Here is a 21,556-nt window from a genome sequence, read left to right as displayed (position 1 = left end):
TGTCGTCAAGGGGCCGGTCGTCGGGTGCGCCCGGGTGGCCGGCGGCTGCGGACATTGTCGGGAACCGGACATCCCGGACGGGGCTGAACCGGCCGGAACCGTACGAAAGTCTCTTGTCGGGCCCTCTCCGCTCGGCAAATACTCGCCGTGTCCGATCGGACACCGCTCGTTCACCCGCCCGGAACACCCGAGGCCATCGAGGGCTGGCCGTTCCGGGCGCCCTGCACGAAGGAGCAGTGATGAGACACCCCACCCTGCCCGGACGAATCCTCGGCCTCGGTCTGGCGGCCACCGCCGCCGTCGCGGTCGCGGTCGTCCTGCCCGGCGCGGCCACCGCCGCACCGGAGGGCCCGATCGTCGCGGAGAGCGCGCCGAACGCGGTTCCGGACAACTACATCGTCGTGCTGAAGAACGACCGGCTGGCGGGCGCCGCCGTGCGCGGCGAGGCCGACACGCTGGTCGACCGGTACGGCGGCAAGATCGGCTTCACCTACCGCGCGGCGGTGAAGGGCTTCTCCGCCACCATGTCGGCCAAGCAGGCCAAGCGCCTGGCCGCCGACCCCGCCGTGGCGTACGTGGAGCAGGACCGCACCGTCGGGCTGCTGACCGACCAGAACAACCCGCCGTCGTGGGGGCTGGACCGGATCGACCAGGACTCCCTGCCGCTCAACCAGAAGTACAGCTACTCCACCGAGGCGTCGAACGTCACCGCGTACGTCATCGACACCGGCATCAACTACAACCACTCCGACTTCGGCGGCCGCGCCTCGTTCGGCTTCGACGCCTTCTCCGACGGCCAGAACGGCAAGGACTGCCAGGGCCACGGCACGCACGTGTCCGGCACGGTCGGCGGCGCCACCTTCGGCGTGGCCAAGAAGGTCAAGCTCAAGGCCGTCCGGGTGCTCAACTGCCAGGGCAGCGGCTCGGTGTCCACCGAGGCGGCGGGCGTCGACTGGGTGACCGCGAACGCCGTCAAGCCGGCCGTGGCGAACATGAGCCTCTACACCGGCACCGCCAACGAGCCCAGCCGCGTGCTCGACGACGCGGTGCGCGCGTCGGTCCGCTCCGGCGTCTCCTACGTCGTGGCCGCCGGGAACTTCAACGACGACAGCTGCAAGTACTCCCCGCAGCGGGTCACCGAGACGATCAACGTCGCCGCGACCGCGAACACCGACGCGCGGGCGTCGTTCTCCAGCTACGGCACGTGCAGCGACCTGTTCGCGCCCGGCCAGAACATCGTCTCCGCGTCGTACAGCAACAACACGGGCTCGGCGACGATGAGCGGCACGTCCATGGCCTCGCCGCACGTGGCGGGCGCGGTCGCGCTGTACCTGGCGGACAACCCGGCCAAGACCCCGGCGGAGGTGCACACCGCCATCACCACCCAGGCCGTCACCGGCAAGGTCACCAACCCCGGCACCGGCACCCCCAACCGCCTGCTGCGCGTCAACAAGGGCACCGTGGGCGGCGTGACCGTGGCCAACCCCGGCACCCAGAACACGCCGCTGGGCGCGGGCGCGAACCTCCAGCTCGCGGCTTCCGGCGGCACCGCGCCGTACACCTGGTCGGCCACCGGCCTGCCCCCCGGCCTGTCCATCGGCGCGTCCAACGGTGTCGTCAGCGGCACCGCCACCACGCCCGGCGCGTACACCGTGACGGCCACCGCGACCGCGTCGGCCGGCGGCGCGGGCAGCACCACCTTCACCTGGAACGTGGTCGGCGAGGGCTGCCAGCCGCAGACCAACGGCACCGACGTGGCCATCCCGGACCTCGGCGCGGCGGTGACCAGCTCGGTGACCTTCACCGCCTGCGGCGGCAACGCGTCGGCGGCGAGCAAGGTCGAGGTGCACATCAAGCACACCTACCGGGGCGACGTGACGATCGACCTGGTCGCGCCGGACGGCACGGCGTACCGGTTGAAGAACTCCAGCGGGTCGGACAGCGCCGACAACATCGACACGACCTACACGGCGGACCTGTCGTCCGAGGCGCGTGACGGTGTGTGGAAGCTCAGCGTGCGGGACGTGGCGCGGGCGGACGTCGGCACGATCGACACGTGGACCTTGACGCTGTAGTGGCGTCGAGCACTGGAGCTTGACACTCCAGTCGGCCGGGGGCCGTTCCCTGCGGGGCGGTCCCCGGCTGCTCGCGTCCCGCCACCCGCGAGGGTGACGGTGCGCGGGGTACGCGTTCGGGCGCTAGCCAGATCCGAACCCCGAACACCTCCTAGTGCTCGAACACCGAGGCGTCGGGTAGCGGCAGCGCGGCCATGTCGGCGGCGAGTCGTTGTGCCGCAAGGCGATAGCTGTCGTCGGCCAGGACGGTGTCCAGCGCTTCGCCGATGTCGGCGGGCGAGTCGACGGCGACGCCCGCGCCCACCCGGGCCACCGCTTCGGCGTTGAGGAACTGGTCGGACGCGAACAGCGGGACCACCACCAGCGGCACGCCGTGCGCCAGCGCGGTCATCGTCGTGCCGAAGCCCCCGTGGCCGATCGCGGCCGCCGCGTGCGGCATCACGTCCTGCTGGGGCCAGAAGCGCTCGATCCGGACGTGCGGCGGGGCGGCCAGGACGGTGTCCAGCGCGTCGCCGGCGTGGCCGACGGTGAGCAGCGCCCGGACCCGTCGGCCGGCGACGGCGGCCACGAGTTCCCGGTACGCCCCGGCGAACGACGGCAGCGCGGCGGCGACCGTGCCGAAGCTGGCGTAGACCAGCGGTCCGTCGCCGGGCACGGCGGGCACGCCCCGGTCGGCCGCCGGCGGCGGCTGGTACCGGAAGCGCCGGGTCGGCCGGGTGGAGGCGGGGTCCAGGCGTTCCGGCACGACGGTCGCCAGCGGGGTGTCGAGCAGGCCGGAGTCGTCGCAGCCGAGCGCCGCCAGGGCGTCGTCCAGCATCGCGGCCACCGCCCGGCCGGTCTCGGCCGGCCCGATGGCGATCTCCAGCTGCCGCACGCCACGCCGTTGCGCCACCGCGTACGAGGCGAACTCGGCCAGTTCCCGCACGACGAGGTCGGGCCGGAACCCGTCGACGGCCCGCTCCATCGCAGGCAGCGCGGCGCGGGCGTCGACACCGGCGAACAGGTCCCGGATCACCACCTGGTTGGCCTCCCGCCGGGGCAGGGAGGGCAGCCGGGCGAGCAGCGGGCCGCGTTCGCCGGGCGTCGGCTCGCCCAGCGGCACGAAGGTCAGGCCGGTGCCGCGCACGGTGTCCACGAAGGACTCCGGCGCGCACACCCGGACCTCGTGCCCGGCGCGGGCGCAGGCGTGGGCGAACGGGACCATCGGTCCGAAGTGGCCGATGTTCGCGGTGGTGGCGAACAGCACGCGCATACCAGGGGATCGGGCCGCGCGGTCCGGCCGTTACCGGGTCGGGCGCGCGCTGCCCGCGTTGTCGGTGCCTGCGTTGTCGGTGCCTGCGTCGGCGGTGCCTGCGTCGGCGGTGCCGACTGTGCCGACGGGGCTGTCCGGAGTGGACTCGTGGACGATCGCGTCGGTGGCCTCGGCGATGATCTCCCGCATCGCGCGCTCGGCGGCGGACGGGTCGCCGGACTGCACGGCCTGCGCCACGTCCGCGTGCAGCCGGATGGCGAGCGGGTTCGGGTGCTCCGGCATCAGGCCGTGGTGGGTGCGGCCGATCAGCACCTCCGAGACCACCCCGGTGAGCGCGGCCAGCATCTCGTTGCCCGAGGCGGCCAGCAGGGTCCGGTGGAAGAGCAGGTCGGCGTCGAGGTAGGCGTCGAGGTTGCCGGCCTTGCCGTGCACGGACATGTCCACCACGGCCCGGGTCAGGTCGCCGCACTGCTCGGGGGTGGCGCGCACGGCGGCCAGCGCGGCGGCGACCGGCTCTATCCCGCCGCGCAGCTCGCCCAGCAGCGTGAGCTGGGGTTCGCGGTCGGCGCTGTCCAGCCGCCAGCGGATGATCCGCGGGTCGAACAGGTTCCACGCGGCGCGCCCGGCGACCGTGACGCCGACCCGGCGGCGGGTGCTCAGCACGCCCATCGACTCCAGCACCCGGACCACCTCGCGGATCACCGGGCGGGACACGCCGTTGCGCTCGGCGAGCTCGTCGATGCGCAGCACGTCGCCGGGCTGGATGGCGCCGGACGTGATCAGCTTGCCCAGCTCGTCCAGGACGGTCTCGTGCAGCCCCGCTTTGGTCTCCACGAGGCCGAATCCTCTCATGATTGGGCTGGTCAGGCGTACCTCAACGATAAAGAACAGGTTTTTGCGGTCCGACCGTTGTAAAAACCTGATTAATAGTTCACGCTGTGCGACACGAACGACGGTGACGAAGGGAGCCGGACCGTGCCGCAGCCGATCGTGGTCATGGGCGTGTCGGGATCGGGCAAGACCACCGCGGGCACCGCGCTCGCCCGCCGGCTGGCCGTGCCCTTCGCCGACGCCGACGACTTCCACCCGCCGGCGAACATCGCCAAGATGGCCGCCGGCGTGCCGCTGGACGACGCGGACCGGGCGCCGTGGCTGCGCGCGGTCGGCGACTGGCTCGCCGCCCACCCGGACGGCGGCGTCGTCACCTGCTCCGCGCTCAAGCGGACCTTCCGCGACGGCCTGCGCGCCGCCGCGCCGGCGGTCCGCTTCGTGCACCTGGCCGGCGACCCGGAGGTGGTCCGCCGGCGGGTCGCCGCCCGGTCCGACCACTTCATGCCGGTCGGCCTGGTGGCCTCCCAGTTCGCCACCCTCGAACCGCTCGCGCCGGACGAGCCCGGCCTGGTGCTCGACCTCGACCAGCCGGTCGACGCCCTGGTCCACGCCGTGGTCGGTGCTGGGATCGGCGCTGGGATCGGCGCTGTGGTCGACACCCGGTTCACCGCCGACGCCACCACCTGCCTCACCGCCGAGGAAGGACACCCGAGATGACCGTCGCCCTGGAAGCCCTGTCCGCCGGCCGGCTGGTACCCGCCGCCGTCGTGGGCATCGCCCTGCTGGTGCTGCTGATCACCCGGTTCAAGCTCCACCCGTTCCTGGGCCTGACGATCTCGTCGCTGGTCGTCGCCGCCATCGCGGGACTGTCGATGGACACCGCCGTGGCGAGCTTCGCCAAGGGCTTCGGCGACACGGCGGCGGGCGTCGGCACGCTGATCGCGCTGGGCGCGATGATCGGCAAGCTGCTCGCCGACACCGGCGGCGCGGACACCCTGGTGGACACCATCATCGGCCGTTCCAGCACGCGCTCCCTGCCGTGGGCGATGGCCGTGGTCGGCGCGCTGATCGGGCTGCCGATGTTCTTCGAGATCGGCCTGGTGCTGATCATGCCGGTGATCCTGCTGGTGTCCCGGCGCTCCGGGCTGCCGCTGATGCGGCTGGGCATCCCGGCGCTGGCCGGCCTGTCCGCGATGCACGGCCTGGTCCCGCCGCACCCCGGTCCGCTGGTCGCGGTGAACGCCCTGAACGCCGACCTCGGCATCACCCTGGGCCTGGGCGTGCTCATCGCGGTGCCCACGGTCGCCGTCGCCGGGCCGCTGTTCGCCCGGTTCGCCGCGCGCTGGGTCGACGTGCCCGCGCCGGCCCTGTTCGAGGGCGAGCAGCGCGACGACGCCAAGCCCCGGCCGTCGTTCGGCGTCACGCTGGCCACCGTGCTGCTGCCGGTGGTGCTGATGATGGGCAAGGCGCTGGCCGACATCGTGGCCGCCGAGGGGAACCCGGTCCGGGCGGTGCTCGACTTCCTGGGCACGCCGGTGATCGCGCTGCTGATCGCGGTCCTCGTCGCCATGGTCACGCTCGGCCGCGGCGCGGCGATGACGGGCCGGCAGATCGCCGGGACCGTCGAGTCCGGGCTGCCGCCGATCGCGGGCATCCTGCTGATCGTGGCCGCCGGCGGCGGGTTCAAGCAGACCCTGATCGACACCGGCATCGGCAAGCTGATCGCCGACTGGGTCGCCGGCAGCGGCCTGTCGGTGCTGCTGCTGGCCTGGCTGGTGGCGGTGCTGATCCGGCTGGCCACGGGCTCGGCGACGGTCGCCACGGTGACCGCGTCGGGGATCCTCGCGCCGCTGGTGACCACCCTGGGCCCGGCCGAGACCTCGTTGCTGGTGCTCGCGATCGGGGCCGGCTCGCTGTTCTTCTCGCACGTCAACGACGCCGGCTTCTGGCTGGTGAAGGGCTACTTCGGACTCACCGTCGGGCAGAACGTCAAGACGTGGTCGATCATGGAGACGCTGATCTCGGTGACCGGTCTGCTGCTGGTGCTGCTGGTCGACCTGGTCGTCTGACGCGGTGCGCGGGCATGATCGCTCATGCCCGCGTCCCGGAACGGTCGAACACCTCCGCGGCGAAACGGCCACACCCCAGGAGCCGCGGAACAGCGGTGGACTAGCGGGCGTACTCGGACAGCCGGGCGGCGACCTCGGCCGGTGACGGCATGGCCGCGACCTCGGCCGCGACGGTGCCGGCGGCGGCCCGCACCGCCGGGTCGACCAGCAGGTGGCGGGCGCGGTCGGCGATCGCCCCGGAGGTCACCAGGTCGCCCACCAGCCGGTCGCCCAGCCCGTGCGAGAGCACCGCCTCGGCGTTGCTGAACTGGTCCGCGCCCTGCGGTAGGACCAGCTGCGGCAGGCCCGCGCCGAAGGCGCCCAACGTCGTGCCGCTGCCACCGTGGTGCACCACGAGATCGGTGTAGCGCAAGAGGTCCGCCTGCGGCACCCACGGCAGCACGGTGACCTGCTCGGGGACCTCGCCCAGCATCCCCGGCTCGACCGACGGGCCGACCGCGACCAGCAGCCGGGTGCCCTCGACCTCCGACAGCCCGGTGATCGCCGTGCGCAGCACGTCGGAACTGCCGAACGCGGTGCCCAGCGTCAGGTACACCAGCGGCTGATCGTGGGCGACCACCCAGTCCGGCAGGTCGCCGGGCTCGGCGAACGGCACCGGCCGCAGCGCGATGGCGTCCACCGCCGCCAGGAACTTCTTGTCCTGCACCGACGGCGGGCACACGTCGAGGTACGGGTTGCCCAGCACCATCGGGTGCTCGGCGGGCACGTCGACGCCGATCTCGGCGCAGAACTCCAGGAACGGCGTCGGCGCCTCCAGCAGGTCCGACTCCCACATCCGGCCGAAGCCGTGGCACAGCGCCGGGATGCCCGCGACCCGCGCGGCCAGGCCCGCGCCGGGGTTGGCGAGCTCGTGCACCACCAGGTCCGGCCGCGACCGCTCCAGGTACGGCGTCAGGTCGGCGAAGTTGCGGCGCGGCAGGATCGAGCCGAACACCCGCAGGATCAGCTCCTGGTCGACGTCGGTGGGCACGATCGGGTCGTCGGCGCCCACCGCGGTCGCTTCGGTGACCGCCGCGCGCATGCCCAGCCCGGCCGGCAGGTGCCGGATGCCGTGCCGCTCGACCGCGGGCGCGAAGTCGGGCGTGGTCGCGAAGGTGACGTCGTGGCCGTGCTCGTGCGCCGCGATCGCCAGGGGTAGCAGGGGATAGGTGTGCCCGTGCGAGCCGAGGCTCGAAAAGAGGATCTTCACCGGCTCGATCGTACCCATTTTCGACACCCGATGAATTCCGGCATTCCACCCTGGGCGACCGGCCGATGACGGTTCGTCGGGCCTTCCCCGGTCGGGGTTGTCACCCGTGACGTGCGTCGACGCGGCCGGTGGGCCGGTGCGTCACCGGCCGGCGGATCCGGTGGTGGGTCGGCGAAAGAGAGGAAGAACACCCTCGCACGCGCGCGGGATCCCGCACTTGACGCCGGATGCTCAGTCAATCACCATTGACTCAATGAACACTGACTGGTCGCTCGATCTGGTCGCCCGTGCGCGGGTGCACGCGGCGCTGGGTGAGCCCGCCCGGCTGGCCGTGGTGGAGTTGCTGCTGCTGGGTGATGCCTCGCCGAGCGAGCTGGGCCGTGCGCTGGGCCTGCCCAGCAATCTGCTGGCGCACCACGTGAAGCTGTTGGAACAGGCCGGTGTCGTGGAGCGGTCCCGGTCGGAAGCCGACCACCGCCGCACCTACCTGCGGTTGCGTCCCGCCGTGCTGGCCGATCTCGTTCCCCGGGGTCTGCGGCGGGTGCCACGGGTGGTGTTCGTGTGCAGTCACAACTCGGCGCGCTCGCAGCTCGCCGCCGCCCTGTGGAAGCGCGGCAGCCGGGTTCCGGTCGCGAGCGCGGGAACCGAACCCGCCCGGCGGGTACACCCGTTGGCGGTGGAGACCGCCCGCTCACATGGGCTGTCGCTGGCCCGTGCCCGCACGCATCACCTGGACGAGGTGCTCCAGCCGGACGACCTGGTCGTGGCGGTGTGCGACAACGCCCACGAGGAGTTGGGCGAGGAGCGTGCCGACCGGTTGCACTGGTCGGTGCCCGATCCGGCCGCCGTGGGCACCCCGGACGCGTTCGACCGGGCGTTCCGCGACCTGGCCGACCGCGTCGAACGTCTCGTGCCCGCGACTCGCCTGCCGGGGGAGGCGTGATGCGTCCGCTGATACGCCCACTGTCGCACCGCCTGGTGTCCGAGTTCCTCGGCAGCCTGCTGCTCGCCGCGCTGGTGATCGGGTCCGGCATCGCCGCGCAACGCCTGTCCCCGCACGACATCGGCCTGCAACTGCTGGAGAACGCCGCCGCCACCGCGGTCGGCCTCTACGCCCTCATCCTGGTCTTCGGCCCGGTCAGCGGCGGCCACTTCAACCCGGTCGTGTCCCTCGCCGACGCCGTGTTCGGCGGCCTGTCCTGGCGTGACGTGCCCGGCTACGCCGCCGTTCAGGTCGTCGGGTGCGCGGCCGGGGCGGTGCTGGCCAACGCGATGTTCAGCCTGGCCCCGGTCAGCGTGAGCACCACCGACCGGGCGACGGTCGCGCACGGCCTGTCCGAGGTCGTCGCCACGGCCGGCCTGCTGCTGGTGATCTTCGCCCTGGTCCGGTCCGGCCGCGCCGACCGCGCCCCGGCCGCCGTGGGCGCCTACATCGGCGCGGCCTACTTCTTCACCAGCTCCACCAGCTTCGCCAACCCGGCCATCACCGTCGGCCGGGTGTTCAGCGACACCTTCGCCGGCATCGCGCCCGCCTCGGTCCCGGCCTACGTACTCGCCCAACTCGTCGGCCTGGCGGTCGCCATCCCGGTCCTGCGCCTGCTCTACCCGCGACCCGCCGCCGTCCCCGAAGGAGCCTCACGGTGAACAAGTCCGAAGTCCTGTTCGTCTGCGTCCACAACGCCGGACGCTCCCAGATGGCCGCCGCGCTGCTCCAGCACTACGCGCTCGGCCGGGTCGCCGTCCGCTCGGCCGGCTCCGCGCCCGCCGACGAGGTCAACCCGGCCGCCGCCGAGGCGCTCGCCGAACTCGGCCTGGACCTCACCGCCGAGGTCCCGGCCAAGCTCACCACCGAGGACGTCGAAGCCTCCGACGTCGTCATCACCATGGGCTGCGGCGACACCTGCCCGGTGTTCCCCGGCAAGCGCTACCTCGACTGGCCGCTCGACGACCCCGCCGGGCAGGGCGTCGACGCCGTGCGGCCGATCCGCGACGACATCGACCGCCGGGTCCGCGCCCTGCTCGCCGAACTGCTCGACGGCAAAGACTGATCCGGCTACTCGCAGAACGCCGACCGGGTGAGGGTCTCCACCACCTTCGGGACCGTCCCCGCCAGGGACATCGCGGCGTCGTCCACGTAGGTCAGCGAGGCGGTGAGGGTCTTGCGGCCGTCGGGCGTGCTGTACATCAGCGTCGCGAAGCCCTGGACGCCGCCGTTGTGGTTGAGCAGGGCTCCGCCGCAGTTCGGGCCCAGGTCCGGCGCGAACAGCCCGAGGCCGTAGCGGTGGACGCCGCTCTTCGGGTGCGGTGCGCGCATCTCGGCGAGCAGCGGGGCCGGCAGGAGCTTCCCGGCGGCTAGCGCGGAGGCGAACGTGGCGAGGTCCTCGGTGGTCGAGATGAGGTCGCCGGCGCTGGAGATCCACGACGGGTTCTGCCGGGTGACGTCGACGGTCTTCGTCCGGCCGCCGTCCTCGTACCGGTAGTAGGCGTGGGCGTGCGGTCCGGGTACCTCCGGCGAGGTGCCCGGCACCGAGGTGCCCGACAGCCCGAGCGGGCGCAGGACCCGCCGCCGCAGCTCCTCGGCGTACGGCCGGCCGGTGACCTCCTCGACCAGCAGCCGGGCCAGCACGTAGTTGGTGTTGGAGTAGCTCCAGTCCGTGCCGGGGGCGAACCGCAGCGGCTTGGCCAGCGCGAACCGGACCAGCTCGGCCGGCCGGTAGGTGCGGAACCGGTTCTCCACCCACTCCCGGCCCGACCACGTGATCCCCGGCACGACCGTCCCGTCCGGGTAGTACTCGCCGGTCTGGTTGAACACCCCGCTGGTGTGCTGCAACAGCATCCGCACGGTGATCCGCCGGTCGAGGCCGAACCGGGGCAGGTAGTCGGCCGCTGGCGCGTCCAGCCCGATCTCGCCCTCCCCGACCAGTTGCAGCACCACGGTCGCGGTGAACGTCTTGGTGGCGCTGCCGACCCGGAACCGCCCGTTGGTCGGCGGTGCCGCCGCCTTGCCCAGCTCGCGCACCCCGGCGCTGCCGGCCCACTCGCCGCGCTGGTCGCGCACCCGCACCTGCACGCCGGCGACACCCAGGTCGACGATCTCCCGCATGGCCGCCCGGAGTTCGGGTCGATCCCGCCCGGCCGAGCGGTCCGGCGCGGCCACCGCCGGTGTCGCCACCCCGGCCAGCAGCGCGACCGCCACCGCCGCCACGCCCGCGCGTCGGGCGGTTTTCCTGGTCCTGCGCGGCTTCGAGGCCGCGATCTGTGAGCTGGTCATGGCGATCACGATCACCGGCCGCGCTGACACCGGTCAGTCACCGCGCTGACCCCACTCCTGACACGGTCGGTCAGCGCATCGCGAGCAGCATCACGGCCATGCCGCCGTTGAGCACGGCGTGCCCGGCGAGGGACAGGTCGGGCGCCACCCGGCCCGCCGGGTCCCGGCGCAGCGCCTTGACCAGCCACCACCCGGCGACGACCAGCGAACCCAGGCCCAGCACCGAGGCGGGGAAGGACACCGGCCAGGCCGGGCCGGCGGACCCGGGCCCGCCGGGGTGGTGCGCCCCCGTGCCCGCCGCCACCAGCATCCACACCATCGCGAACATCCCCAGGGCGTGCGACGCCGGCACCGCCGCCACCCGCAACGCGGGCTCGCCGGAGACGACGATCACCAGGCCGTGCGCGGTGAACCACGCCCCCGCGCACGCGAACAGCACCACCTGCGGCCAACTCGGCAGCCACCCGCCCCACGGCCACAGCATCGCGATCATGGCACCGCACATCGCCACGTGCGCCACCTCGCCGACCCGCTGGACCACCGGGGTGCCCGGCACCAGGCCGCGCAAGTGCGCCAGCCCGACCGTCCCGAACGCCGCGGTCAACGCCCAGCACGCCGCCAGATTCTCGATCATCCCCGCCCGTCCGTGCTTCGGTAGTCCGCGCAAGTTGTCGTCCGGGCGACGGGTCTGGTTCCCGCCGCCGCCCGGATCTCCCCGATGGGCGGCGTCAGCGGCGCGGCTCGGCGAGGGGTTGCGCCGCGTCGCGCCGAATCGTCCTGTGGCGGTTCAGTCGACGGGCGGCAGTTTGTCCGCCGCCGCCGCGGCCAGGGTGGTGGCGTGGGTGCACAACTGGTCCACGGGGAGCGGGCCGCCGACTTCGAGGTGGAGCATCTCGGCCTTGGGCCCGCCGTTGTCCTCGAACGTCCGGTACGCCACGCGGGCCAGGCAGATGACTTCACCCTCCTCCTCGGGCGTGACGAACACCGTGTGGCGGCCGACTCGCTGCGGGCGGTGTTCGGTCGGGTCCAGGGGTGGGTTCTGGTCGAACCGCAGGCGGACCCAGGTGTCGCTGTTCGTGGCATCCCACTCGCAGTCCCAGTTCCCGAAGCCCGCTTCGCGGTGCCGCGCGTCGATCCCGTCCAGGCCCGCGAAGTCCGCTGTGCCGAGCAGGCGGCACGCGTCGACGTTGACGAGTGTGTGCTCGGGCAGCGCCCGCCGGTTCCGCAACGCGCCCCGGTTGAGCGCGCCGGCCGCCTGCTCCGCCGCCACGTCCGCCACGCCGCAGAGGTCGGGTTGCCCGGTGTCGGAACGCCGGGTGGCACGGGCGCCGACCACGACCCGGTTCCGATCGGGCAGCGCCATCAGGTGGTCGCACGATCGGTCCGGCGCGGTCTCGAACACGACCGTGACCGCGCCGAGCTTCCTGGCACGTCCCGTCGACGCGTCCGGCATCGGCCCGGGGTTCACCAGGGTCGCCGTGACCAGCAGCTCGCCCGCCTCCGGCGGCTGGACGCGGAGGTCGCAGCGGTCGAAGTTGCCGTAGTGGCGCTCGATCGACGCCGTGCCGAACCGCCGCAACGCGGGCACAGCGGGCTCGATGAGCGCGCACGGGTCCGCCGTGCGCGGATCGCCGACCGCCGGCAGTGCCGCAGACGTGTTCTCCGGCAGCGGCCCGGACGACGGGAGCCCCGCCGTCACCAGCGCCAGGACCGCGAACAGCACGCCCGGCAGGACGGCGTGACGGGTGGCGTGGCGCGGTGGCAGGTACACGGTGCCCGGCGGGTGGCCGTCGTCGGGCAGGCACACCCACCCGACGGTCTCGGTCTTCTTCGCCACCACGGGAACCGGTTGGTACGCGGCCGCGTCGACGTCGTCGGTGTGGCGGATGACGTTGTCGTGGAACCAGTCCGAGGCGATCACCGCCAGCACGCCGCTCGACCCGGTCAGCGCCGCCCGGACGGGATCGGAGTTCACCAGGCGGAACGTCAGGTTGACCGCGTCGCCGGTCACCCCGTGGTCGTCGTGGGCGACTTCCCCGGCGTGCAACGCCATCCGCAGCCGGACCCGTTCCCCGGCCCGGTGGTCGCGGTTGTGCTCGCGGACGGCCGCCGCGAGCGCGCCCGGCAGCGAGTCCACGAACAGCGCCTTGGGAATCCAGGCCGGTGCCAGGACCAGCACACCGTCGCCCCGGTCCTCGCGCCGGCACCGCGCCCAGGGCAGGCCCGCCCACCCGAACGCGCGGCGCAGCGCCCGGTACAACCCCTTGCGCACCTTCAACTGGTCCGGGGTGGTGCGTGCGCCGTCCCCGAACCCTTCGACGTCGACCACGACGACCGTGTAGTGGATCGCCCGCGGCGGCGGTGGCATCCGTCCCTCTCCTGACTGTCGGCGCAGCGCTGTGGTTCGGATCGCGCTCAAGTTTCGCAGAATCGATTTCGGCGGAGTCGTCGCGGTGGGCTGTCGGAACGGTTCCAGCCGCGATGCCACGCCGCGGGGAAAGTTGCGCGAACCGGAGATCGTTCGCGGACTCTCGTGCGGGGATCGCCGGAACGGCGGGGATCAGCCGGCCCGGCCTCGGCGCAGTGCGATCTCGGCGAGCGCGGCGGCTCCGTCGGACAGCAGCGCGTCGTCGAACACGGCGGTGGGGGAGTGGTTGTCGGAGCTGCCGTCACCCGCGCCGAGCAGCACGAACGCACCAGGGACCGCGCGCAGCACGCGGGAGAAGTCCTCGCCTCCCGGCAGTGGCCGGGCCAGTGGCGCGAAGCGGTCCGGGCCGAACAGGTCGGTGATGGTGTCGGCGGCGAAAGAGGTTTCGGCCGGGTCGTTGACCGTCATCGGGTAACCGTCGACGTACTCGACTTCGGCGTGCAGCCCGTGCGCCTCGGCGATCGAGTTGACGAGCACGATCGCGGCGTCCTTCACGTTGTTCTTGGCGGTGGGCGAGAAAGTGCGGACGGTGGCTTCGAATCGCGCGGTGTCGGGAATGATGTTGCGGCGGGTGCCGGCGTGGAACGAGCCGACGGTGAGCACCACCGGGTCGAAGATGTCGGCTCGCCGGGTGACCATGACGTGCAGCGCGGTGACGATCTCGCACGCCGTGGCGATCGGGTCCTTGGCCCGGTGCGGTCGGGAGCCGTGGCCGCCCTTGCCCCGGACGGTCACGTTCAGACCGTCCGAGGCGGCCATGGTGGTGCCGGGGCGGGCGCTGAACACGCCGTGCGGCACGCCCGAGGAGAACACGTGCAGGGCGTAGGCGGCCGCGGGACGGCGGCCGGCCGCGTCCAGCACCCCTTCGGCGATCATCGCGGCCGCGCCGTCGTGGCCTTCCTCGCCGGGCTGGAACATGAACACCACGTCCCCGTGCACTTCCTCGCGCCGGCCGCCGAGCAGGTGCGCGGCACCGACGAGCATCGCCGTGTGCAGGTCGTGCCCGCAGGCGTGCATCGCCTCGGGCACAAGGGAAGCGTGGTCCAGCCCGGTGCGCTCCTGGATCGGCAGCGCGTCCATGTCGCCGCGCAACAGCACGACGGGGCCGGGTTGCGCGCCGCGCAGCACCGCGGTCACCGAGGTCGACCGCTCACCGAGCACCAGTTCCAGCGGCAGGCCGTCGAGCGCGGCGAGCACCTTGGCCCGCGTGCGGGGCAGGTCGAGACCGATCTCCGGGTCGGCGTGCAGCGCGCGGCGCAGCCGGACCAGGTCGTCGCCCAGCGCGGCGGCGTCGTCGAGAACGGACATGGCGCAACTCCTCGGTGTGGTCCGGACTTCGCTCCTCCGGGTCGGGGCGGACGTGCTCCGGAGGGCTTGCCGAGCATCTCCGCGGCTGCCAGTCTCGGGTGCTGTTCCGGCCTCAACGTCCACAGAAGGGGCCTCCCGTGCAGGATTCGCTCATCCCGGACGAGACAGATCTCAAAATCATCCACGCGGTGCAAGCCGATCCACGGGCCGCGTGGCGCGATGTCGGCACGCTGCTGAAGATCGACCCGGCGACCGCCGCGCGCCGCTGGCAGGCGCTGCGCGACGCGCGGCTGGTGCAGGTCACCGCCTACCCGACGGTGGCCACGTGGGCGCAGGACCACTGCAACGCGTTCATCGAACTGGACATCGAGCCCGCCGCGCGCGGACGGGCGGTGCGGGAGTTGGCGCAGGTGCCGCAGATCGTCGCGATCTCGGTGATCAGCAGCGGCCGCGACCTCTTCCTCACCGTGCTCACCTCGGACCTGGAAGCGTTGTCCGACTTGGTGTTGCGCCGGCTGCACGGGCTGGCGGGCGTGCGCGGGACCCGCACCTGCACGGCGACCACGGTCTACGGCGAGGGTGCCGACTGGCGGTTCGGGTCGTTGGCCGCGCAATCGCCACCCCGGCCGCCGCGTGCTCCGGCCCGCAACGGCGCGGTGTGGAAGCCGCGCTACCGGGAGCTGTTGCGCGAACTGGCGGACGGTCGCCGGACGGCCGCCGACATCGCCAAGGGCACCGGGCAGAACCCGGCCACGGTGCGCCGGTGGTTCAACGAGCTGGTGGACGCGAACCTGATCAGCTTCCGCTGCGAGGTGGCCCGGCACATCACCGGCCGGCCGATCGCCGCGACGTTCTGGGCCCGCGTCCCGCCCGACCTGCTGGACCGGACCGGCGCGGCGCTCTCGACGCTGCCGGAGGTGCGGCTGTGCGCCGCCGTGACCGGGTCCGACAACCTGGTCATGACGCTGTGGCTGCGGTCGTTGGGTGACATCCAGCGGTTCGAGGTCCAACTGGCGCGGAAGCTGCCCCACCTGACCCTGACCGACCGGGCGGTCACCCTGCACCAGGCCAAGCGGATGGGGTGCCTGCTGGACGACACCGGCCGCATCACCGGCGTCGTGCCGATCGACCCGTGGGCCCCCGACCGCCCGGGGGAACGACCCGGTCCCGACCGCTGACACCGGCCGGTGTCACCGCCAGGGGTGGTCATTGCTCCGAACGCACCAGTTGTCATGCCGGGCACCGGGGCGCGTGTGATGGTCGTCCGGTGCAACCGGAAGTCCCGTGCGAGCTGTGCGACGACAGCGGCACCATGAGCTGGGTCCAACCCGTCCAGAAGCCGGACGGCACCTTCGTCCTGATCGACGCCCGGCACCCGTGCACCTGCGAACGCTCGCGGTGGTGGCGCGCGCCGGCGGCGGAGCGGTCCAGGGTCGTGGAGGTGGGGGAGCGGCCCGAGGAGATCGGCAACGTCGCCGAGGCCAACCGCCCGCACCGCACCGACTGGTCCCGCCCGCGCGAGGGGTGACGGGGCGGACTAACCGCGCAGCCGGACCAGGAGCCCGTCGAGCCCCTTGCGCACCGCGTCCGGCACGCCGTCACGGCGCAGGTGGTTCAGCAGTTGCTCGTTGAACCCGCCGGGCGTCAGGTGCTTCTCGGTCAGCACGGCGAGGGAGTCGTCGCTCTCCAGCAGGGTCTGGCCGAGCTGCCCGAAGATGTGCGCGGTGTAGGCGGTCGCGTCGTCGTGGTCGATGCCGTGGTCGGCGAGCCAGCGCGCGATGGTGGCCAGGTAGTCGAGGTGCGCGGCGAAGGTGCCCGTCGCGGCGCTGAACACCTCGAAGGCATCCTCCCCGGCCGGTACGACGAGACCGCCCAGCCGGTCGAACAGCGCACGGGCGACGGGGTCTTCCGGGTACACCACGGTCAGGCTCCGGCCGCGCGCGGCCGTCGGCAGTGGGATGGACCGCACGACGCGAGCGGCCGGCGCGGCCCACCCGCGCAGGTCGTCCAGCCGCACCCCGGCCAAGGCGCTGACGACGGTGTGCTCCGGCCGGAAACTCAGCTCCGCCAAGACCTCGCGGGCCAGCGGCGGGCGCACCGCGAGCACGATCGCCGTGGCGTGGTCGAGGACGTCCTGGTTGCTGTCGCACACCCGGACGTTCGGGAACCGCTCGGCCAGCCGCTGCCCGACCGCGCGCCCGCGCGGGGACAGGAAGACCGGGGGAGCGGTGCCGGCATCGATGCCGAGCCCTTCGACGATGGCCGCCGCGATCTCGCCCGTGCCCACGAACCCGTACGCCACCGACGCGCGCTCGTCCGGTTCCGACGACTGCGGCATGTCCTGTCCCCCTGATCAAGTTCCTCCCTCGCGAACTCTACGTCGGCGCGGCCCGGCGGGCGTCGTCAACGGAGGACGTGGGGTCCGCCGGGCTGCGGGCAGGCGCAAAGTGGACTTGTCGGATCGGTGGTGTATTGGCGCTTGTAGGTAGCCACTTGGTCGGGCCACCCTGGAGGGCGTGTACGTGCCCGCACAGTTCGCCCCGCACGAGGACGACGTCCGCGAGTTGCTGCGCAACCACGGTGCCGCCGACCTGGTCACCGCGACGCCGGACGGCCCGCTGGCGACCTTCCTCCCGTTCGTCCACGACCCGGAAGCCGGCACCCTGCGCGGTCACCTGGCCCGCAACAACGACCAGTGGCGCACGCCGGTGCTCGGCCAGGCGCTGGTGATCGTGCGCGGTCCGGACTCGTACGTGTCGCCGTCCTGGTACGCGACCAAGGCCGAGCACGGTCGGGTCGTGCCGACGTGGAACTACATCACCGCGCACGTCTACGGCGAGCTGACGGTGCACGACGATCCGGAGTGGGTCGGCCGGATGGTGCGGGAGCTGACCGACCGGCACGAGGCCGGGCGGGAGCGGCCGTGGTCGGTGGACGACGCGCCGGAGCGGTTCGTCGCCGGGCAGTTGCGCGCGATCGTGGGCGTCGAGGTGGCGATCAGCCGGATCGAGGCCAAGTGGAAGCTCAGCCAGAACCGGTCCGCCGCCGACGTCGACGGGGTCGTGGCCGGTCTGCGGGCCGCGGGTGACGTGACGGGCGCCGACGCGGTCGACCGGGCCAGGGTGGCGCGCCCGGCGGGGTGACCCGGGCGGTCACTCCGGCCGGTGCTTCACGAACTCGCCGCGCACCGCCACCGTCGCCTCGATGCTGGCCGCCAGGAACCGGGCGATCGTGGCCCGCTCCGCCTCGTCGAACCCCGCCCACGCGGTGCGGAACGCCCCGTCCAGCGGGGTGAAGAACTCCCGGCCGGCCGCGAGCGCCCCGTCCGGCACGCGCAGTTCGACCTTGCGCCGGTCGCGCGTGCTGCGCGAGCGCTCGACGTGCCCGGAAGCCTCCAGCCGGTCCAGCACGGACGTGGTGGCCGACGCGCTGAGGTGCATCGCCTCGGCCAGCCGGCCCGGCGAGAGCGGCTCGCCGCGCCACCGCGCGTCCATGATCAGCGCCAGCGCGTTGAGGTCCGTGCGGTGCATGCCCTGGGCTTCGCCGAGCATCCCGACGAAGTGGTCGGACTCCACGATCAGCTGCCGCAGCAGGCGCACCAGTGCCGCGTTGTCGACCATCCGCCCTCCGGTTAACATTTCGACGATCGAACTATCAGATCATCGAACAACGTAGTCCTCCGGAGGTCATTCTCCCGTGCGCGCCCGTTGGATACTGCCCGCCCTGATCACCGTCGCCTGGCTGGCCCTGGGCGGGTTCGCGGGCCCGTACACCGGCAAGCTCAGCCAGGTCGCGGTGAACGACAGCACCGCGTTCCTGCCCGCGTCGGCCGAGGCGACCAAGGTCGCCGAGCAGCTCAAGGCGTTCGGCGACCAGCGCAGCCTGCCCGCGATCGTGGTCGCCGAACGCGAGTCCGGCATCACCGGGGAGGACCGGGGCTACCTCGCCGGCATCGCCTACCCCGGCAAGGCGTCCCCGGTCCTGCCGTCCGAGCGCGACGACCAGGCCGTGCAGGTGATCGTCGCGGTGGACGCGGGCGACCCCGCCGACGCGGTGAAGGACCTGCGCGACCGGCTCGCCGACCCACCCGCCGGCCTGACCGTGCTGGTCGCCGGACCGGCCGCGCAGGTCGCCGACCTCAAGGCCGCGTTCGGCGGCATCGACGGCCTGCTCCTGCTGGTCGCCGGCGCCGTGGTGGCGCTCATCCTGGTGCTGGTCTACCGCAGCCCGCTGCTGCCGCTGATCGTGCTGCTCTCCGGCGGCTTCGCGCTCGGCGCGGCGAGCCTGGCCGTCTACCTGCTCGCCGACGGCGGCGTGATCGACCTCAACGGGCAGAGCCAGGGCATCCTGTCCATCCTGGTGTTCGGCGCGGCCACGGACTACGCGCTGCTGCTGGTGTCCCGCTTCCGCGAGGAGCTGCGCGACACCGAGGACCGCTACCGGGCCATGCGCACGGCGTGGCGGGCGACCATCGAACCCATCGCCGCGTCCGCCGGCACCGTCGTGCTCGGCGTGCTGTGCCTGCTGTTCAGCGACCTGAACTCGAACAAGGGCCTCGGCCCGGTGGCCGCCATCGGCATCGGCGCGGCGCTGCTCACGTCGGTCACGTTCCTGCCCGCCGTGCTCGTGCTGCTCGGCCGCACCGCGTTCTGGCCGCGCCGGCCGAACCTCGGCACGCCGCACCCGGAGGCGAGCGGGCTGTGGGGCCGGGTCGCCCGGCTGATCTCCGCGCGGCCGCGGCTGACCTGGGTCCTCACCGCGCTCGTGCTGCTGGTCGGGGTGGCGTTCGTGCCGCAGCTCAAGGCGTCCGGCACCGCCGCGTCCGACGTGTTCCTGACCGACGTGGACTCGGTCGCCGGCCAGCAGGTGCTGTCCCGGCACTTCCCGGGCGGCAGCGGCGCGCCCACCGTCGTGCTGGCGCGCGCCGAGCGGGCCGACGCCGTGCTCGCGGCGACCGGCATCGACGGCGTGTCCTCCGCCGCCCGCCGGGGCGAGGCCGCCGGGCTGGCCCGGATCGACGTCGTGCTGGACGACCCGGCCGACTCCGAGGCCGCGATCGCCACCGTCGAGCGGCTGCGGGAGGCGGTCCGGGCCGTGCCCGACGCCCAGGCCCAGGTCGGCGGGCCCACCGCCACCCAGCTCGACACCCAGCGCACGTCCGAGCGCGACCGGCTGGTGATCATCCCGATCGTGCTCCTGGTGATCTTCCTGGTGCTGGCGCTGCTGCTGCGCTCGCTGCTCGCGCCGCTGCTGCTGATCGCCACCGTCGTGCTGTCCTTCGGCGCGACGATGGGCGTGTCGGCGCTGGTCTTCAACGGGATCTTCGACTTCCCCGGCGCGGACCCCGTGGTGCCGCTGTTCGGGTTCGTGTTCCTGGTGGCGCTCGGGGTCGACTACAACATCTTCCTGATGACCCGGGTCCGCGAGGAGACCGCCGTGCTCGGGGCCCGGGAGGGCGTGCTGCGCGGGCTGACCATCACCGGCGGCGTGATCACGTCGGCGGGCGTGGTGCTCGCCGCGACCTTCTCGGCGCTGGCCGTGCTGCCCATCCTGTTCCTCGCCCAGATCGCGTTCATCGTGGCGTTCGGCGTGCTGCTGGACACGCTGGTCGTCCGGTCGCTGCTGGTGCCCGCGCTGGCCGTGGACGTCGGCCGGGCGATCTGGTGGCCGTCGCGCCTGGCCCGGGACCGTCCGTCCACGTCGGACCGCACCGGGGCTTGAAAGCCTGTTAAGGAGAACTGCGCAGGACCGGCGCGCCGACCCCGGCGCGCCGGATTTCGCGGCAAGCCCAAGGGCCCCAACGAGAATCACCGTTTCGAGTGGTTTGCGCCGCTACCGGGGTCCCGGCCGGTCTGCTCGCCGCGCCGTTCCGGCCGCTGGTTCTTATGGTCCGCTCGTGCCCGGTCCGAGACCGGGCACGAGAACGATCGGGAGGTCGGGCACCCGCTCTGTCCGCCGACCTGCCGGACCAGGAATCACCGCACCGGAAGGACGCGGCCGTCGGACAGGGGCGTCGGGGTCGCGCACGCGGCCCTGCGGGGTGCGGCGGCGGCGACGCGATTTCATGGGTCATCACGGAGGCATCACCGACCACGTCAGGGACCACCTCGGCCGCGCGGCGCTCTTGACCGCCGCGACCGCGTGCCTGCTCGGCCTCGCGGCCGGGGCCGCGGGAGCGCAACCGGGACTGGACTGGGACTCGGTCGCCCAGTGCGAATCGGGTGGCAACTGGTCCATCAGCACCGGCAACGGCTACTACGGCGGGCTCCAGTTCGCCCCTGGGACCTGGCAGGCCAACGGCGGCAGCGGCATGGCGCACGAAGCCAGTCGTGAAGAGCAGATCCGCGTCGCGGAGAACGTGCTGCGCAGCCAAGGCCCGGGAGCCTGGCCGAACTGCGCGCGCGGCGGCGGACCCGTCCGGACCACTCCGGCCCGCACCGGCGGCACCGGCGGCACCCGTGCCCAGACGCGTACGGTCCAGCAGGCGCCCGCGGCACCCGTGGTGCCCGTGCTCCCCGCCTCGACGGACAACCCCGCCGGCGACTACACCGTCAAGGCCGGTGACACCCTCGTGTCGATCGCCACCGAGAAGCAGGTCGAAGGCGGCTGGCAGGCCCTCGTCGCCCTCAACCCCGAGCACCTGACCAACCCCGACCTGATCGTGCCCGGCAACCGGATCCGCACCGCGCCGGACGCACCGGAGCCGGAGCAGGTACAACGCGTGACGCGCACTCCGCGCGTCCGCTAGTCACCTCACCGTCGGGTGGCCGCCGGGGACGCCCGGCGGCCACCCGACCGACCTTTGAGGACAGCAGATGGGAAGGGTCGTCGGCTCCGAGTCCGACCGGTACCCGCGACCGAGGGCGAGGACGGCAAGCGGGTGGGAGGTCGGCCACGGCGAGGCCGGCCCGAGCGGCAAGGCGCGCTCCTCCTGCGAGCGGCGAAACCGCACGTACCGGGTTCGCCTGCCGATCCGTCCACAAGGGACGACAGGTCGCGCACACCCGCGAACTGGCGCTCCCGCCACTCGATCGGGTGGACCTGAGTGCCCGCACCGGCCGGATTGTCGGTGG

The 21,556-nt window shown here is 73.1% G+C and carries 20 protein-coding genes; 11 read left to right on the top strand and 9 right to left on the bottom strand.

Annotated elements, in window-relative coordinates; translation table 11 throughout:
* Positions 1-239 precede the first annotated feature (239 nt).
* A complete protein-coding gene (locus BN6_RS29055) occupies positions 240-2,075 on the top strand; it encodes a S8 family peptidase (protein WP_015103403.1) in 1,836 nt (611 codons plus the stop codon).
* A 151-nt stretch (positions 2,076-2,226) separates the two neighbouring features.
* Here BN6_RS29055 and BN6_RS29050 read toward each other — a convergent pair whose 3' ends face one another.
* Complete coding sequence (locus tag BN6_RS29050) at positions 2,227-3,327, bottom strand: glycosyltransferase (protein ID WP_015103402.1); 1,101 nt, start codon at positions 3,325-3,327, stop codon at positions 2,227-2,229.
* A 30-nt stretch (positions 3,328-3,357) separates the two neighbouring features.
* Positions 3,358-4,179, bottom strand: coding sequence for a FadR/GntR family transcriptional regulator (locus BN6_RS29045; protein ID WP_015103401.1), 822 nt, complete (start codon positions 4,177-4,179; stop codon positions 3,358-3,360).
* Positions 4,180-4,302: 123 nt separating this feature from the next.
* Between BN6_RS29045 and BN6_RS29040 the strand changes: the two genes are divergently transcribed.
* The gene (locus BN6_RS29040) at positions 4,303-4,875 is read left to right on the top strand and encodes a gluconokinase (protein ID WP_015103400.1); all 573 of its coding nucleotides are present in this window, start codon (positions 4,303-4,305) and stop codon (positions 4,873-4,875) included.
* Positions 4,872-6,227 carry a GntP family permease gene (locus BN6_RS29035; RefSeq protein WP_015103399.1) on the top strand — a complete coding sequence of 452 codons (1,356 nt, stop codon included), beginning with the start codon at positions 4,872-4,874 and terminating at the stop codon, positions 6,225-6,227. Before BN6_RS29040 ends, BN6_RS29035 begins: the two co-directional genes overlap by 4 nt.
* 100 nt (positions 6,228-6,327) lie before the next feature.
* On the opposite strand, the gene BN6_RS29030 is transcribed toward BN6_RS29035, so the two are convergent.
* Positions 6,328-7,476: a glycosyltransferase gene (locus BN6_RS29030; RefSeq protein WP_015103398.1), complete on the bottom strand. Its 1,149-nt coding sequence runs from the start codon at positions 7,474-7,476 to the stop codon at positions 6,328-6,330.
* A 253-nt stretch (positions 7,477-7,729) separates the two neighbouring features.
* Here BN6_RS29030 and BN6_RS29025 point away from each other — a divergent pair, with 253 nt between their 5' ends.
* The 3 genes from BN6_RS29025 to BN6_RS29015 are packed head-to-tail and all read left to right on the top strand — an operon-like array spanning position 7,730 to position 9,524.
* Positions 7,730-8,419 (top strand): arsenate reductase/protein-tyrosine-phosphatase family protein, encoded by a 690-nt coding sequence (locus tag BN6_RS29025; RefSeq protein WP_015103397.1) that lies wholly within the window; start codon positions 7,730-7,732, stop codon positions 8,417-8,419.
* Entirely contained in the window at positions 8,419-9,120 is a 702-nt protein-coding gene (locus tag BN6_RS29020) for an aquaporin (RefSeq protein ID WP_015103396.1), read from the top strand. Before BN6_RS29025 ends, BN6_RS29020 begins: the two co-directional genes overlap by 1 nt.
* Positions 9,117-9,524: an arsenate-mycothiol transferase ArsC gene (locus tag BN6_RS29015; RefSeq protein WP_015103395.1), complete on the top strand. Its 408-nt coding sequence runs from the start codon at positions 9,117-9,119 to the stop codon at positions 9,522-9,524. The genes BN6_RS29020 and BN6_RS29015 overlap by 4 nt, the downstream gene beginning before the upstream one ends.
* A gap of 5 nt (positions 9,525-9,529) precedes the next feature.
* Here BN6_RS29015 and BN6_RS29010 read toward each other — a convergent pair whose 3' ends face one another.
* From BN6_RS29010 to BN6_RS28995, 4 genes are all read right to left on the bottom strand, one after another.
* A complete protein-coding gene (locus BN6_RS29010) occupies positions 9,530-10,747 on the bottom strand; it encodes a serine hydrolase domain-containing protein (RefSeq protein WP_015103394.1) in 1,218 nt (405 codons plus the stop codon).
* Positions 10,748-10,817: 70 nt separating this feature from the next.
* Positions 10,818-11,381, bottom strand: coding sequence for a DUF5134 domain-containing protein (locus BN6_RS42585; RefSeq protein WP_015103393.1), 564 nt, complete (start codon positions 11,379-11,381; stop codon positions 10,818-10,820).
* Between the two features lie 153 nt (positions 11,382-11,534).
* Positions 11,535-13,115, bottom strand: coding sequence for a nucleotidyl cyclase domain-containing protein (locus tag BN6_RS42580; RefSeq protein ID WP_015103392.1), 1,581 nt, complete (start codon positions 13,113-13,115; stop codon positions 11,535-11,537).
* 192 nt (positions 13,116-13,307) lie between these two features.
* Entirely contained in the window at positions 13,308-14,483 is a 1,176-nt protein-coding gene (locus tag BN6_RS28995) for a M20 metallopeptidase family protein (protein WP_015103391.1), read from the bottom strand.
* Between the two features lie 98 nt (positions 14,484-14,581).
* Here BN6_RS28995 and BN6_RS28990 point away from each other — a divergent pair, with 98 nt between their 5' ends.
* Positions 14,582-15,661 carry an Lrp/AsnC family transcriptional regulator gene (locus BN6_RS28990; RefSeq protein WP_331712608.1) on the top strand — a complete coding sequence of 360 codons (1,080 nt, stop codon included), beginning with the start codon at positions 14,582-14,584 and terminating at the stop codon, positions 15,659-15,661.
* 89 nt (positions 15,662-15,750) lie between these two features.
* Positions 15,751-16,011, top strand: a complete 261-nt coding sequence (locus BN6_RS28985; protein WP_015103389.1) for a hypothetical protein — start codon at positions 15,751-15,753, stop codon at positions 16,009-16,011.
* A gap of 9 nt (positions 16,012-16,020) precedes the next feature.
* On the opposite strand, the gene BN6_RS28980 is transcribed toward BN6_RS28985, so the two are convergent.
* Positions 16,021-16,821 (bottom strand): NAD(P)-binding domain-containing protein, encoded by an 801-nt coding sequence (locus BN6_RS28980; RefSeq protein ID WP_015103388.1) that lies wholly within the window; start codon positions 16,819-16,821, stop codon positions 16,021-16,023.
* Positions 16,822-16,999: 178 nt separating this feature from the next.
* Here BN6_RS28980 and BN6_RS28975 point away from each other — a divergent pair, with 178 nt between their 5' ends.
* Entirely contained in the window at positions 17,000-17,626 is a 627-nt protein-coding gene (locus tag BN6_RS28975; protein WP_015103387.1) for an FMN-binding negative transcriptional regulator, read from the top strand.
* 9 nt (positions 17,627-17,635) lie between these two features.
* Here the strand turns inward: BN6_RS28975 and BN6_RS28970 are convergent, their stop codons facing one another.
* On the bottom strand, positions 17,636-18,103 hold the full coding sequence (locus tag BN6_RS28970) for a MarR family winged helix-turn-helix transcriptional regulator (protein ID WP_015103386.1): 468 nt from the start codon (positions 18,101-18,103) through the stop codon (positions 17,636-17,638).
* 76 nt (positions 18,104-18,179) lie between these two features.
* On the opposite strand from BN6_RS28970, the gene BN6_RS28965 reads away from it, so the two are divergent.
* Entirely contained in the window at positions 18,180-20,204 is a 2,025-nt protein-coding gene (locus BN6_RS28965; protein ID WP_015103385.1) for an MMPL family transporter, read from the top strand.
* A 343-nt stretch (positions 20,205-20,547) separates the two neighbouring features.
* Positions 20,548-21,231: a LysM peptidoglycan-binding domain-containing protein gene (locus tag BN6_RS49790; protein ID WP_015103384.1), complete on the top strand. Its 684-nt coding sequence runs from the start codon at positions 20,548-20,550 to the stop codon at positions 21,229-21,231.
* The last annotated feature ends 325 nt before the right edge of the window (positions 21,232-21,556 follow it).

Source organism: Saccharothrix espanaensis DSM 44229, assembly GCF_000328705.1.
Taxonomy (GTDB): domain Bacteria; phylum Actinomycetota; class Actinomycetes; order Mycobacteriales; family Pseudonocardiaceae; genus Actinosynnema; species Actinosynnema espanaense.
This window is presented reverse-complemented; position numbering and strand designations above follow the sequence as displayed.

What these genes read in the sequence shown, in the direction of transcription:
- BN6_RS29055 (WP_015103403.1), top strand. Translation starts at nt 240, where the DNA reads ATGAGACACCCCACCCTGCCCGGACGAATCCTCGGCCTCGGTCTGGCG.
- BN6_RS29050 (WP_015103402.1), bottom strand. Translation starts at nt 3,327, where the DNA reads ATGCGCGTGCTGTTCGCCACCACCGCGAACATCGGCCACTTCGGACCG.
- BN6_RS29045 (WP_015103401.1), bottom strand. Translation starts at nt 4,179, where the DNA reads ATGAGAGGATTCGGCCTCGTGGAGACCAAAGCGGGGCTGCACGAGACC.
- BN6_RS29035 (WP_015103399.1), top strand. Translation starts at nt 4,872, where the DNA reads ATGACCGTCGCCCTGGAAGCCCTGTCCGCCGGCCGGCTGGTACCCGCC.
- BN6_RS29025 (WP_015103397.1), top strand. Translation starts at nt 7,730, where the DNA reads ATGAACACTGACTGGTCGCTCGATCTGGTCGCCCGTGCGCGGGTGCAC.
- BN6_RS29020 (WP_015103396.1), top strand. Translation starts at nt 8,419, where the DNA reads ATGCGTCCGCTGATACGCCCACTGTCGCACCGCCTGGTGTCCGAGTTC.
- BN6_RS29010 (WP_015103394.1), bottom strand. Translation starts at nt 10,747, where the DNA reads ATGACCAGCTCACAGATCGCGGCCTCGAAGCCGCGCAGGACCAGGAAA.
- BN6_RS42585 (WP_015103393.1), bottom strand. Translation starts at nt 11,381, where the DNA reads ATGATCGAGAATCTGGCGGCGTGCTGGGCGTTGACCGCGGCGTTCGGG.
- BN6_RS42580 (WP_015103392.1), bottom strand. Translation starts at nt 13,115, where the DNA reads ATGCCACCGCCGCCGCGGGCGATCCACTACACGGTCGTCGTGGTCGAC.
- BN6_RS28995 (WP_015103391.1), bottom strand. Translation starts at nt 14,483, where the DNA reads ATGTCCGTTCTCGACGACGCCGCCGCGCTGGGCGACGACCTGGTCCGG.
- BN6_RS28980 (WP_015103388.1), bottom strand. Translation starts at nt 16,821, where the DNA reads ATGCCGCAGTCGTCGGAACCGGACGAGCGCGCGTCGGTGGCGTACGGG.
- BN6_RS28970 (WP_015103386.1), bottom strand. Translation starts at nt 18,103, where the DNA reads ATGGTCGACAACGCGGCACTGGTGCGCCTGCTGCGGCAGCTGATCGTG.
- BN6_RS49790 (WP_015103384.1), top strand. Translation starts at nt 20,548, where the DNA reads ATGGGTCATCACGGAGGCATCACCGACCACGTCAGGGACCACCTCGGC.